General features: G+C 48.7%; 12 protein-coding genes. 2 read left to right on the top strand and 10 right to left on the bottom strand.

The genetic code is table 11. From position 1 onward, the window contains the following. Positions 1 to 11: 11 nt before the first annotated feature. The 6 genes from BM091_RS05380 to BM091_RS05355 all read right to left on the bottom strand — a co-directional run bounded on the left by BM091_RS05380 (position 12) and on the right by BM091_RS05355 (position 6527). Positions 12 to 770 carry a zinc ribbon domain-containing protein gene (locus BM091_RS05380; RefSeq protein WP_093394047.1) on the bottom strand — a complete coding sequence of 253 codons (759 nt, stop codon included), beginning with the start codon at positions 768 to 770 and terminating at the stop codon, positions 12 to 14. Positions 771 to 773: 3 nt separating this feature from the next. Further along, entirely contained in the window at positions 774 to 1595 is an 822-nt protein-coding gene (locus tag BM091_RS05375; protein ID WP_093394045.1) for a Nif3-like dinuclear metal center hexameric protein, read from the bottom strand. Between the two features lie 212 nt (positions 1596 to 1807). After that, entirely contained in the window at positions 1808 to 3085 is a 1278-nt protein-coding gene (locus BM091_RS05370) for a DUF1302 family protein (RefSeq protein ID WP_093394044.1), read from the bottom strand. 15 nt (positions 3086 to 3100) lie between these two features. After that, positions 3101 to 3910 (bottom strand): outer membrane lipoprotein-sorting protein, encoded by an 810-nt coding sequence (locus BM091_RS05365; RefSeq protein WP_093394042.1) that lies wholly within the window; start codon positions 3908 to 3910, stop codon positions 3101 to 3103. Continuing rightward, positions 3907 to 4542, bottom strand: a complete 636-nt coding sequence (locus tag BM091_RS05360; RefSeq protein WP_093394041.1) for an MMPL family transporter — start codon at positions 4540 to 4542, stop codon at positions 3907 to 3909. The genes BM091_RS05365 and BM091_RS05360 overlap by 4 nt, the downstream gene beginning before the upstream one ends. Next, the gene (locus BM091_RS05355) at positions 4479 to 6527 is read right to left on the bottom strand and encodes an efflux RND transporter permease subunit (RefSeq protein WP_093394039.1); all 2049 of its coding nucleotides are present in this window, start codon (positions 6525 to 6527) and stop codon (positions 4479 to 4481) included. Before BM091_RS05355 ends, BM091_RS05360 begins: the two co-directional genes overlap by 64 nt. A 215-nt stretch (positions 6528 to 6742) precedes the next feature. Between BM091_RS05355 and BM091_RS05350 the strand changes: the two genes are divergently transcribed. Continuing rightward, complete coding sequence (locus BM091_RS05350) at positions 6743 to 7498, top strand: DsbC family protein (RefSeq protein ID WP_093394038.1); 756 nt, start codon at positions 6743 to 6745, stop codon at positions 7496 to 7498. A gap of 4 nt (positions 7499 to 7502) precedes the next feature. On the opposite strand, the gene BM091_RS05345 is transcribed toward BM091_RS05350, so the two are convergent. Genes BM091_RS05345 through efp form a run of 3 tightly spaced genes read right to left on the bottom strand, consistent with a single transcriptional unit; the run spans position 7503 to position 9499 of the window. Beyond that, entirely contained in the window at positions 7503 to 8012 is a 510-nt protein-coding gene (locus BM091_RS05345) for a DUF1285 domain-containing protein (RefSeq protein ID WP_093394036.1), read from the bottom strand. Continuing rightward, positions 7978 to 8949 (bottom strand): EF-P lysine aminoacylase EpmA, encoded by a 972-nt coding sequence (epmA, locus tag BM091_RS05340; protein ID WP_281243977.1) that lies wholly within the window; start codon positions 8947 to 8949, stop codon positions 7978 to 7980. The genes BM091_RS05345 and epmA overlap by 35 nt, the downstream gene beginning before the upstream one ends. Next, positions 8924 to 9499, bottom strand: a complete 576-nt coding sequence (gene efp / locus BM091_RS05335) for an elongation factor P (protein ID WP_093394035.1) — start codon at positions 9497 to 9499, stop codon at positions 8924 to 8926. Before efp ends, epmA begins: the two co-directional genes overlap by 26 nt. A 133-nt stretch (positions 9500 to 9632) precedes the next feature. On the opposite strand from efp, the gene eno reads away from it, so the two are divergent. Then, positions 9633 to 10919, top strand: coding sequence for a phosphopyruvate hydratase (gene eno / locus BM091_RS05330; RefSeq protein WP_093394033.1), 1287 nt, complete (start codon positions 9633 to 9635; stop codon positions 10917 to 10919). A 41-nt stretch (positions 10920 to 10960) separates the two neighbouring features. Here the strand turns inward: eno and BM091_RS05325 are convergent, their stop codons facing one another. Then, positions 10961 to 12517: an ABC transporter ATP-binding protein gene (locus BM091_RS05325; RefSeq protein WP_093394032.1), complete on the bottom strand. Its 1557-nt coding sequence runs from the start codon at positions 12515 to 12517 to the stop codon at positions 10961 to 10963. Positions 12518 to 12523: the final 6 nt, after the last annotated feature.

Below are 12523 nucleotides of genomic sequence, written 5' to 3'. Positions count from 1 at the left end.
GTTCTTCAGATTCAATTATTCACATGCACTTCAAGAATCTGCTCCACCGCCTCAACATACTCTTCATGACCGGGCCAGTAAATATAGCGATGGCAATGGGGGCAATGCATAATAGATTGATCTTTCTGAAGTTCTATAAAAAGCTGAGGAGGAATGCTCATGTAGCAGACCTTACAAACTCCACGCTCGACAGGCGCAACGGCAACACCGTCATGCCGAACAAGGAGGAATTCACACCTTTTCCGTATCTGCGGTTCCAATCTGGCTTTGATTTCTTCCTGCAAGCGCTCCAGGTGTAAAATCTTTTTATCGATTTCCTCTATACCTCGATCAAGCGCCAGGAGCTCTTCGGTCAGCTTGTCTCTGCGAGCCTTCAACTCCTTCTCAAGCTCTTTAACCTCCCCGGTCAGCGCCTCAATGCTCTCCATGCATTCAAGCAATCGGTCTTCTTTATCCACTATGTCCTGTCTCAATTCCTCCTGCTCTTTGAGCAGTGCCCGGTATTCCCTGTTGGTTTTTACCTCACCCTCCTTCTGTCGCGCTCTTTTCAGGCGTTCCTCCAGTAAGGCAATATCTTTTTCCAGCTGTCTGTGAAGCTTCTTTAGATTTTCCAGCTCGGCCTTCTTCATGACAACATCGGCCTCAAAGGCCTGAAATTCTTTTTCCAGCTGAGCTCTTCTTCTGGGCGACTCTTCCTTTTCACGCATAAGCCTTTTCTTGGCATCTTCAAGGGCCTGTAATTGTACCAGAAGCTTCAATTGCTCGTTCAATGCTTACCTCCGCGGTAAATAATATTTTACCGGACAGACTTCCTTTTCGGACAGATGCACCTTTACGTCAATCTTCTCTAACTTAGCCCTTTTACGAAGATTTTCGACAACCCTTTCCAGGGCCACCACTTCGGATCTGTAGTGCCCCACCATGATCAGGCCCAGACCACCATGAACCGCCTTCTGGATATCGTGATACTTCACCTCACCGGTAATCAGGCAATCTGCCCCGAAGGTTACAAAATCGTCAACAAAGGCGCCTCCACTTCCGGAGCAGATTCCCACCTTGGAAACAGTCCTCTTTCCATCACCTGCCCATAACAGGGGAACACCGCCAAACAAACCCGATACCTCAGCTACCAGCTCCTCAAGCTCCGTCGGCCTTATAGTGCCAACAACACCCACGCCCCAGTAATCTACGTCTCTTCCCGGGCGCATTTCGGACTTTACGGGTAAGACATCGGAAAGAGAAAGCTTTTCTGCCAGAACGGCATTCGTTCCTTCCGATGAACAGTCCAGATTGGTATGGGCCACAATGAGAGCAATATTCCGCCTGACCAGCTCACACACAAGATCGGTGGGATAAATATCCTCACGTATCGCTTCGGCAGGCCGAAAAATGAGTGGATGATGGCTGACTATACAATTGCATCCAAGCTGATCGGCCTCTTCCACGACCTTTTCGGTAACATCCAGGGACACCAAAATTGCCTTAACAGTAGCGTCGGGCCTTCCAACCTGAAGACCTACCCTATCCCACTCCTCGGCATATTCAAAAGGTGCAAAACCATCAATCCATTCCAGAAGCCGCCCTACGGTCAACATTGTTTTCTCCAAAAATAAAAAGGGGATATTCTCAGCGAATATCCCCTTGCCCTCAATCCAAATAAGCCTGTCCTCGTACTTAAAGGACCACGGCTTTTAATACCGGCTGTTTCTCCTTCACCGTTTTTCATGTTCACTTCCCGAGAAAGACCTTCCACTTCTGCACAAATGAAGCATTCATAAGAACACGAAAATCTCCGAATCTGTCAAGCTTAAAAATAATATCGTATTCTGGCGTATACGTTGGTGTTTCCCTCAAACTGCCCGAAAAAGGTATCGTCGTCATTGCCGTAAAATATGTTTGCACCTAGAACAAGGGTCACGGCGTCGGAATATTTATAAGACAGCTTGGGTCTAAGGTACATGTCTTCTTCCAGAGGGGAAAAAAATCCAAAGAAGGACACCGTCAGGTTCTGTCTCATAAAGAGGCCGGTATAGCGGAGGGTAAGCCACAATCGTTCACGGTCACGCTTTCCGCCGGATTCCTCGTATTCTCCGAAATTAAGCAGATGTTCTACGTAAGCCTGCACTCCAAGTGTCTGGTCCGGTGCAACATCTTTGCTGTATCCAATCAGCCATCTAATTTCTGAGTTTGGCATGTAGGGGTTATCACCATCGAGGTCATCGAGGCTCCTGTACCAGGCAAACTCACCGTTTATAATGCCACCAAAAGCAGGGCCGCGGAAACTACCTCCCCATACCTCAAGCCTGGGAAAAACATTCTCGTCATCTCCGGGATCGTAGCCCAGAGGCTGTCCCCAGCGGCCTCGATAGCCGTAAAGAGAGGTTTCCCAGCTACCAAAGGTCTTAAAGATTCTTCCAGCGATCTCTCCACTGGTAGGGCAGCGTGCCGGATAATCGGGGTCTATTTCCGGATTTTCGGGTCCGGATATTTCGCCCTTCATAAAATCATAGTAAGAAAGCCGCTCTCCGGAAACGAAGGTATCTCCGGTAAAAAAGGGAATCCATGCAACGTCAAGGGATACCAGATCGAAATAGAAGGTCCATCTGACCGCGTTAGCCGGCTTCTTCAGGTATTCGTCATCACGACCGATGAAGAAGCTTTGCCAATCTTTTGGGAAAACATCGTTCAGGAACACGAAATCTCCCGTACCCCATGTAATAATCTGACGTCCCAGTTTGAGGTCGAGAGACGGAAAGGGCAGCAGCACGTAAGCTTCCCGCAAATCCAGGTGCACTTCTCGATCAACACCGTCCACGACGAATTCAGGCCTGATCGATAAAGTGAAGTCGGAAAGATCCCGGGTATAATCAAGCTGAAGCCTGACTTCTCCCAGAAGCCACCTGGTTTCGGCAGCATCTTCACCTGCGACGCGAGACGCCCCGGAAACCTCCATAAAACCTTTTACATACCGGATCACATTTTCTAAACACTCTCCTATCGACGCGCCCGCACTATCGGCGCACCGGCCAATCCCGGGCAGAGCGACAAACACCAACAGCACAAGCAACTTAACCCTACGCTTCATTTGACTCTCTCCGTCTCAGCGCCTTATGTACTGCCTCGGAGGCCTTCTCAAATATCGCTCTGAAAAAATGTCTTCCGGTACATTGACGTTGTACTTTACACTACGAAACCTCATCTCGGTATAGCCACCGCTGTTCAGATCCTCCATCTTGGCCTTAATAACGGTCGGAAAGCCCTGAATTACCGATACATCTTCTACGGTCATCCGCCTGTACAGCTTCCCGTTCTTGTCCAGATATTCTGCCTTCATGGGAAGGAAGGTGTTCTTATCGATCCACACCGTGTATGAACTGAATTCCACAATATCTGCATCCTTGGGAATGTTTTTCAAAACGTAATGGGCTTCGGTTTCTTCAATAAGTTCATGACGGTCGTCTTCAGGAGAGCGGCCTGAGACATCCTCGTAGAAAAAATGAGACCCCACGAAGCTCGTTCTTTTGTCCGACGCAGCAATACGCTTTACCAGATCCAGAGCCGGCAGATACAGCCACCTGTCATCGTCTCGATCGGTATGCTTATGAACCATAAAAACAGTCTTCCTCACATCCCCCGGTTCGAAGAAATAAACGTAGTAAAACTGATCCCCACCATCTTCCAGGTCTTTACGTATTATTCTAAACTGTCTTTCCCTAACTCTCCCCTGAGAGTCGTATATTTTCATTTCAGCATCCGCAATACCGTCATCTCCTGCGTAATAGGATGCAATGTTTGCCCGGTTGACTATTTCTTCAACCGCCATGGAAGAAAAAACCGGCGAAAAAGGGATCAGCAGGATGCACAGAAAAAAAGCCGTAATTATACCTTTACCGTAACCTTTCTTTTTCATTTCACAACCTCCTTACTATTAGTGGTCCTCCTGAACAGGAGCTTCTCAAACACCGTGACCATCGAAGGAAGTATAATCAAGGTTGCAATTCCTGAGACCATCATTATGCTGGCAATCAAAAACCCGACGGTTCGGTACGGTATCAGGTGGGCAAAAAGAAGAGGCAAAAATCCCAGGGCTATTACAACGGCATTCCTGCTGATGGCTCTGCCGGGCTCGCCAAACATCCTGAAACACGTTTCGGTCCAGTCTCCCTGCTTTGCATAAATCTCCTTACTTCGCTGAATAAAATGGATGGCAAAGTCTATGCTCATTCCAAGGGTTAGGCTGGAAAGAACCGCAACGGGCATGTCGTAGTCTTTTCCAACCCAGCCTATTATTCCGTAGATAAAGCAAATGGTGACAGTCAGGGGAATCATCGACAGTATACCCCATAGGACCGATCTGAAAAGCAAAGACATGATCAGGAAAACCACAACGAAGCTTCCCATCAGGCTTTTCAACATCCCCGTTACCATTTTGTTTTGCCAGACCACGTTTATGTAAGTAAGGCCGGCCCATCGATGGGTCATAGGTACAGGAGGAGGATTGTTCGAAATGAAGTCCTCAACGGCCCTGCGTACGGATTCCATATCCCTATTATCCCCCTCTTCAGCTGAAACCACAGGTTAAGGCTCCTGTAATCCGGCGTAACGAAGTGCCAGAGGTCCTCCGGGTCGTGACTGCCCTGGTAGGAAAACAGGCACTGAGCCACGGCGGCCCGGGAGTCGGGGATAATTGCCATGTCCTTACGTCCTTCAAAGAGTTCCTGATGGACCTTTTTAACGATATCTGTAAGGGCGTTGATCTTTCCGACCTTTGGATGAGCCACCACGGAAGCCTGCAATTTCTCCAGGTACCTCAGAATTTCCGGGCTTTTTGCAAGTTCTAAAGAAGACCTTTCATCTTCTATTTTCTGCATAACCGAGTCCCAGACATTCCACTCTTCATCGGTCAGGTCGGCAGGTAGTTTTTCATCCAGTCGAAGGGCTAAATCCTTGAACTCTTTCAGAAGGCCTGCGATATTCGCAGTGGACGCATGTTTTTTTTCAAGCTCATCGAGCTCGCCTTCCAGTTCTTTCAAGAACTCCAAAATCCTGCCGGCTTCCTCTTTTCGGGAAGAATTGAGAAAAGCCTTTATTCTGGAAAGGGTATGTGTGAATTCCTCCCTGCCATAGGGCATGTCCAGAACAAGGTAGGCCTCATAGGTGCCGCCGAAATGCTCATTCAGCACTTCATCGGCAATTCGTATTGGGTGGCTTCTGGCAAACCACTTAACCGGGTTGTCGTTGATCACAATTCTCGAAATACCGATACAGGACCATATAAAAATGACCGTCGATACCCCCAGGACAACCTTCGCGTGCCCGGGAATCCATCTGCCCAAAAAGATCAGTATTCTGTTAAAAATGTTGCTTTCCCGGCCGCTATCATGCCTCTTGAAGGCCTTTATCCTTCTTTCGGGAAGAAAGATCATCACATAGGCAGGAATCAACGTCACCGTAAGTACCCAGGCAACACCCACGCCCAAAGCAACAAAAGCACCGAAGACCCTGATGGGCGGTATAGGCGTAAGGGTAAGGCTCGCAAAGCCCACCATCGTTGTAATGCTGGTGTAAAGCATGGGAACGAAAAGTTCGGACATTACGGCTTCCAGGGTTTTCTTTCTATCCCGGTACCTCCCGTAAAGATCGAAGAACATGGACAGCAGGTGCACAGAGTCCGCTACTGATATGGGCATCAGGAATATCGGTATCATAGAGCTCATGATATGAACCGTAAATCCGCAGGCCACGAGAAGCCCCATCGTGACTATAACGGTTAAAACGGCCACAAGCATTGGGGCCAGGATTAAAGTCAGATTTCTGAAGAACATCCACAGGAGGACGAAAATAACCACACCGGCCATTGGTGCAGAAACTCTCATCTGATAAAACATCTCATAACCGAAGGTATCTTCCGCTATCGGCAGCCCCGTGAGGTGATACGACTCCGTTCCGCCGGCTTCTTTTGCAATTATCTTTTCTATTTCCGTTCCCACCCGGTGGGCTATTTTCTTTTCTTCTATGGGAACATAGATGACCAGAGCTTTCCCGTCGGAACTGACAAGGGTATCACGAAAAAGGGGGTTGGCCAGTGCTCGATCCCTTATGTGGAGCGCTTCTTCCCGGGTTTCTGGAGGCTTCTGCATAAGGTACCTGAACCTTACGGAACCGGGCCCTGCCTGGATTATGTCATCTACCGTCGAAGGTGCAAGTACGTCCTGAACTATCACTCCCGGAATTGCCGTGATAGATTTTGTGATACGATAAATTTTTCCCAGGGTTTCCGGCCTGAACACCCCGTCCGGTGAACTTTCATCAACAATACCGAGAACTATCATATCCCAGAGAGCAAACCTGCGTTTTACCTCGTTGTGGAATACTCTGACAGGTTCACCGGAAGAAAGCATATTTTCGGGATCCGTATCGATTTTCATACGGGGGATGAAAAAAGCCGTTGAAAACGTAACGATGAGCGTGATGATAACAACAAGCCACCTGTATTTCAATACGGCCTGTAAAAATCGATTGCCCATACAGGTTTCTCCTTACTAACAAGTTACAGTTACCTCAGAGGTTGATGACAGGCTTTAATACAATATTCCTGAAACCTGTCAATCCAGGAGTTCTTATTATCAAAAACAAAAAGGCCATGTCCAACTTTCGGCTTGTATGCCGAAGGAAGTCCAAGTATAAAAGCCCGTAAGATTTTTCAGGGTCAGACACTTTCATTCAGAAAAGGAGGAAATTTATGAATCTTAAGAGAGCGTTCGCTTTCGGTACTTTTGCGGTGATGATCACTCTGGTGGTGATGGCCGGGGCTGCAGGAGAATGCCCGAATGCTCAGGTTGTTCACGACGGCATTCTGAAAGTTTTCGGCAGAGACTTCGAAGTAAAAGATGTAATACCCTCCCCCATTTCAGGCATCTGCGAAGCTCACGTTATGGTAGGCGGCCGATACAACATACTTTATGTTGACTCAACAGGCACATACTTCTTTGCGGGCAACCTGATTGAAATAGCCACAAAGAAAAATTTGACCCAGGAGACCCTTCAGAGCCTTAACAAACTAACTGCGGAAGACGTAAAAAAACTCAAAGAACTGGTGGCCTTCACAATTGGAAAGAAGGGTCCCGAGCTTTTCTTCGTGACCGATCCTCAATGCCCGTACTGTAAAAAGGGTTTGCCGATAATTAAAAAACTCGCTTCCGAGGGAAAGCTTCAGGCCCACGTTCTGCTCTTTCCCCTGTCTTTTCATAAGGGAGCAAAGGAACAGAGTATCTCTATAGTATGTGACAAAAAGGGGCTGGAAGGTCTGGAGGCTCAATATGAGTCCGAAAATCAGTGTGATAAAGGGAAAAAGCTGGTTGAAGAAACCGTGGCGTTTCTCCAGTCCAAAGGCGTGAGAGGAACGCCTTCCTATATTTTCCCAAACGGTAATCTCCACGTCGGACTTATAGGGTCTGAAGATGAACTTTTGAAGATGGTGCAGGAAGAATCGAACTAATCTTTTAGTGAAAGGATCTGTGCTTCTGATCGTGGCACAGATCCCCTTCTGCTATGTAATATTTTTTTCCCGAGATCTGAACAAAGTATCTCCGAGTATCCTCATCCCACTCAATGTAACGGGCGAGTTCGTAGTAAGCGGTTTTAGAAAAACGTGCCTTAAGGTTCTTTTTCGTGGCGAGACAGTAGAGGGCCCTATTGTCTTTAATCCTGAGTGTATCCACTCTGAGTTCTTCTTTTCTTCCATCTGTCAACTCTATCTCTAGGGTCTCAATCCCACCGTCATCCGATAATTGGATGTGCACATAGCGTACCCAGAGTGGAGCATCGGCAACCCTCACAGGATGGATTTCACCCTCACATCTCAAAAAGTATTTCCCCTCTTCTTCAAAAAGAGAACGGCTGAGCATTCTCAAAAGCTGTCTGTCGAGAACGGGATTACCTTCACAAAACCACTGTCCGTGCTCATCAATGTAGTAGTCATAAACATGTTTCTGCCCTTCGGGAATTTTCATAAAAATCCTCCGAGAAGGCCACCACCTCTCCAATCTTTGCAGCACCCGTTATAATCATTACCAGACGATCCACCCCCAGGGCAATTCCGGCACAGGGCGGAAGGCTTGAAAGAGCCGAAAGGAATTTTTTCGGTACAGGCAAAGGCGGCAGTGAACCCTCAGATCTTGCTGAAAGGACCTGTTCGAACCTTCGACGTTGCTCGATCGGGTCCGTTAATTCGGAGAACCCGTTCGCCAGTTCCAGCCCTCCCCAGTAAAGCTCAAACCTCTCACACACCATTGGATCGTTTTCTTTAAGTCTGGCCAGAGCCGATTCCGAAGCAGGATAATCCTTCAGTACCGTAGGATCGGGAATACCCATTTGGGGTTCAACCTTTTCGACGAGATCGACATAAAACCTGTCCGGATCGGGCTTTCGGACGGGGTTCCATCCCGCCCACCTTAAAAAGGCTTCTTCCACGGTTATCACGGAAAGGCCGTTATTGTGTCTCAATAACTTCCCCTCGTAGGCGAAGGGAGACGGAAGGTTCAGCTCAAAGGCAACAAAACTGATGAGATCCCTGCAATCCTCGATCAAAGCCTCATAGCTTTCTCCCGCTCTGTACCACTCGAGCATGGTGAACTCAGGAAGATGTTTTTTGCCCAGCTCTCCCTTTCGAAATACCCTGGTAATCTGAAAAATTTTCTCAAGGCCCGAAGCAATAAGCCGTTTCATGTGGAGTTCGGGGCTTGTTATCAGCCATCCGAGTTCACACCTGAGCGGTTCAATATGAGCTTCAGGGGCAGGTTCACTGGTGATCAGGGGGGTTTCAACTTCAAGGAATCCCCTGTCCCAAAAAAAACGGCGGAGGCACTTCAAAATCTCCGCCCTTTTCGCGATAAAGGTAATATTTCTTTCGGGAATCAAACCGTCACTTTGATCCAACCCGCTCCACATAAGCTCCCGTGCGAGTATCAATCTTCAGCACATCTCCCTCTTCAACAAAAAGAGGCACCTGCACTTCGTAACCCGTCTCAAGTGTAACCGGTTTGGTTGCACCCGACGCAGTATCACCCTTTACCCCCGGTTCGGCCTTAACGACCTTGAGCTCTACAAAGTTTGGCAGGGTTATCCCTATCGGTCGTTCTTTGTAAAAAAGCATATTCACCTTGATGTTGGGGGTCAGGTAATTGACGGCGTCACCAAGCTGATCTGAAGTCATCTCAACCTGCTCGAAGTTGGTCATATTCATAAAATAGTACCTGCTACCTTCCTGATACAGAAACTCAACCTCCTGCTCCTCCGTATCGGCCTCCACGAACTTGTCACCCGACCGATAAGTCCGGTCAAACTGGACTCCCGTTATGAGGTTTTTAAGTCGGCATTTGTAAAGCGCCTGCCCCTTACCGGGTTTGGTAAACTCAAAATCAACCACCAGATAGGGTTCACCGTCTATTTCCAGCTTAATCCCTTTCTTAAGATCACTGGCGTTCAACGTAGCTCCCATTATATTTCCCTCACTCCCTTATATTGATTGCCTTCACAGGGTTTCGAGTATAATAGGGGTAGCCGGCAACAGAGGTCAAGGATTTTGGTCACAGGCAAAGGCAAACAGGATCGTCAACAGGGAGGAAAGAAAAATGAGCGAAATCATCGCCGTAAGGGCCAGAGAAATTCTGGACTCCAGGGGCAACCCAACGGTTGAAGCTGAAGTATGGCTTGACACCGGCTACATGGGGCGCGCTGCCGTTCCATCAGGAGCATCAACGGGGTCGAGGGAAGCCCTGGAGCTTAGAGATGGAGATGAAAAACGCTATTTGGGTAAGGGGGTTCTCAAGGCCGTAAGGAACATTACCGACGAAATAGCTCCCAAACTGCTGGGAATGGATGCAAGAGATCAGGTTGCCATTGACCGAATACTCATTGAGCTGGACGGAACCGAAAACAAGAGCCGGCTTGGAGCCAACGCAATCCTTGCCGTCAGTATGGCCGTTGCCAGGGCTGCTGCCGAGGAAGCAGGCCTCCCGCTCTACAGGTACCTCGGAGGCACGGGCTCATATCTAATGCCCGTTCCGCTTATGAACGTCCTCAACGGAGGTCAGCACGCCGACAACAACCTGGACATTCAGGAATTCATGATCGCACCCGCAGGCGCACCCAATTTCCGGGAAGCTTTGCGCATGGGGGCAGAAACCTTTCAGGCCCTCAAAAAAATCCTTAAGTCCAGAGGCCTCATCACCGCCGTAGGAGACGAAGGCGGCTTCGCACCGAACCTTACATCTAACGCAGAAGCACTGGACGTTCTTATGGAAGCCATTAAAGCCGCAGGTTTTGAAGCCGGAAAGGATATCTTCATAGCCCTGGATGCGGCGGCAAGCGAATTCTATCGAGACGGGAAGTACTTCCTGGCAGCCGAATCCAAACCGGAAAAAACGCCGGAAGAACTGGTTTCCTACTACGAAAATCTGGTAAATTCCTATCCGTTGATCTCCATTGAGGACGGAATGGCCGAGGATGACTGGGCAGGCTGGAAACTTCTGACAGATCGCCTCGGATCAAAGATCCAGATCGTGGGAGACGACCTCTTCGTTACAAATACCAAAATAATCGCCCGGGGCATAAAAGAAGGTGTGGCAAACTCCGTGTTAATAAAGCTAAATCAGATAGGCACGGTAACCGAAACCATCGAAGCAATAGACATGGCTCACAAGGCCGGATACACCGCCGTAGTCTCTCACAGATCGGGCGAAACGGAAGACACATTTATTGCAGATCTTTCCGTCGCCTGCAGAACCGGCCAGATCAAAACCGGATCACTGTCAAGAACGGATCGGGTTGCAAAATACAACCAGCTTCTCCGTATAGAAGAAGAACTGGAAGGCACCGCAATCTTTGCCGGGCTTAAGGCATTCCGGAAAACACTGTAATCCGAACATGAAGGGCGGGCACCATGCCTGCCCTGTTCCTTTCAGCCAATCCAATCGCTGTAGAACAACTCCCGTATGGTTCGGCAACACTTCTGCCTATAACCGTGATGGTGATAATGGCTCAGCCTGAGAGATTCCACCTCATGCTTCATGAAATCCTGAAAGGGTAAATCCATCACTATGTGACCACGATGCATGACAACAGCCCGATCGCACAAAAAAGAAAGGAAACAAAGGTCGTGGCTTATTATTATGAGCGTTGACTCAAGGCTATCGAGAATCTTTATCAGCTCTGACTCACTTTCCGGATCCAGATTATTGGTCGGTTCATCAAGTATCAGCACTTCAGGCCTCATGCTCAAAACCGAAGCAAGTACCAGACGCCGTTGCTCACCGCCGCTCAACCTGTGAGGCACCCGATCGTCATAACCTGCCAGGTTTACACAGTTCATGGCCCATCTCACCCGATTGTCCACCTCCTCACCATCAAGCTCCATGTTTTCGGGACCGAAGGCGACCTCTTCACGACAGCTCGGGCAGAAAAGCTGATCCATAGGATCCTGAAACACCATGCCCACACGCTTCCAGAGTTCCCCGCGCACCTTATCGGTTACCGGTCTTCCCTCGAAGAAATACTCACCGCAGGGCTTCAGAACTCCGCTGAGTATAAGCGCAAGTGTTGACTTTCCGGCTCCGTTCGCTCCGATTAACCCGATTCTTTCACCTTTTTTTACATCCAGAGAAATACCGTGAAGTGCAACGGTTCCGTCCCGATACCGGTACCCGACATTTCTCAGAGATATAAGACTTTCGTTAGCCTCTGACCCCTTCTCTCCGGTTTTAGTCTTTACGGGAAAATCCGTTCCGCAACAGTAAAACCTGTAGGTGAAGTCAAGACCGTGCTCCTTCAACGAAGCCCTGTGAGACACAAGGTCACCCATAGAATAATCATGATGGATCTTCCCCTGCTTCAAAACAACCGCTCTGTTACAGAGGTGGTATAAAAAGAAGAGGTCGTGACTTATACAAATCAGCGTACCTTTGTAGCCATCCAGAATTTCAAGGGCTTTTTCTTCGTATTCGGGGTCCAGCCCGGCCGTGGGCTCATCCAGAATTACAATAGAAGGGTTCATCACAAGCACAGATGCAAGAGCCACTAGCTTGCGCTGGCCGTAGCTGAGATTGTGAGGTTCTCTGTCCAGAAGGTTCGAGATCCCGAAGAGTTCTGCCGTTTCAAGAACCCTATCGCCGGCAACATCGGGGGAAATTCCCTCGGTAAGCAAGCCAAAGGCGATGTCGTCTTTCACGGACGTGCAGAAAAGCTGGTCGTCGGGATCCTGAAAAACCATTCCACAGACGACGGAATCATCTTTCCAGCATTTACCCTCTGTAGGGGCGTAAATACCGGCCAAAACTTTCCCCAGGGTGGTCTTACCCGAACCATTGTGCCCCACAAGAGCGATCCTGTCCCCTTCGTAAACGGAAAGGCTTATATTACTGAGCGCCCTCAGACCGCCGGGATAAATGTATCCCACCTTCTCCAGCTCTACGATCTTTCGATAGCCCTTAACGGTTACCCGATAGGCAACATCATGCATAAATCA

Source organism: Thermodesulforhabdus norvegica (assembly GCF_900114975.1).
Taxonomy (GTDB): Bacteria; Desulfobacterota; Syntrophobacteria; order Syntrophobacterales; family Thermodesulforhabdaceae; genus Thermodesulforhabdus; species Thermodesulforhabdus norvegica.
Note: the sequence above shows the minus strand (reverse complement) of the source record. Positions and strands in the feature narration are given on the sequence as shown.

Coding starts and splice junctions, on each gene's coding strand:
- BM091_RS05360 (WP_093394041.1), bottom strand. CDS start 4,542: ATGGAATCCGTACGCAGGGCCGTTGAGGACTTCATTTCGAACAATCCT.
- BM091_RS05365 (WP_093394042.1), bottom strand. CDS start 3,910: ATGAAAAAGAAAGGTTACGGTAAAGGTATAATTACGGCTTTTTTTCTG.
- BM091_RS05350 (WP_093394038.1), top strand. CDS start 6,743: ATGAATCTTAAGAGAGCGTTCGCTTTCGGTACTTTTGCGGTGATGATC.
- BM091_RS05355 (WP_093394039.1), bottom strand. CDS start 6,527: ATGGGCAATCGATTTTTACAGGCCGTATTGAAATACAGGTGGCTTGTT.
- BM091_RS05370 (WP_093394044.1), bottom strand. CDS start 3,085: ATGAAGCGTAGGGTTAAGTTGCTTGTGCTGTTGGTGTTTGTCGCTCTG.
- BM091_RS05375 (WP_093394045.1), bottom strand. CDS start 1,595: ATGTTGACCGTAGGGCGGCTTCTGGAATGGATTGATGGTTTTGCACCT.
- epmA (WP_281243977.1), bottom strand. CDS start 8,949: ATGTGGAGCGGGTTGGATCAAAGTGACGGTTTGATTCCCGAAAGAAAT.
- eno (WP_093394033.1), top strand. CDS start 9,633: ATGAGCGAAATCATCGCCGTAAGGGCCAGAGAAATTCTGGACTCCAGG.
- BM091_RS05345 (WP_093394036.1), bottom strand. CDS start 8,012: ATGAAAATTCCCGAAGGGCAGAAACATGTTTATGACTACTACATTGAT.
- efp (WP_093394035.1), bottom strand. CDS start 9,499: ATGGGAGCTACGTTGAACGCCAGTGATCTTAAGAAAGGGATTAAGCTG.
- BM091_RS05325 (WP_093394032.1), bottom strand. CDS start 12,517: ATGCATGATGTTGCCTATCGGGTAACCGTTAAGGGCTATCGAAAGATC.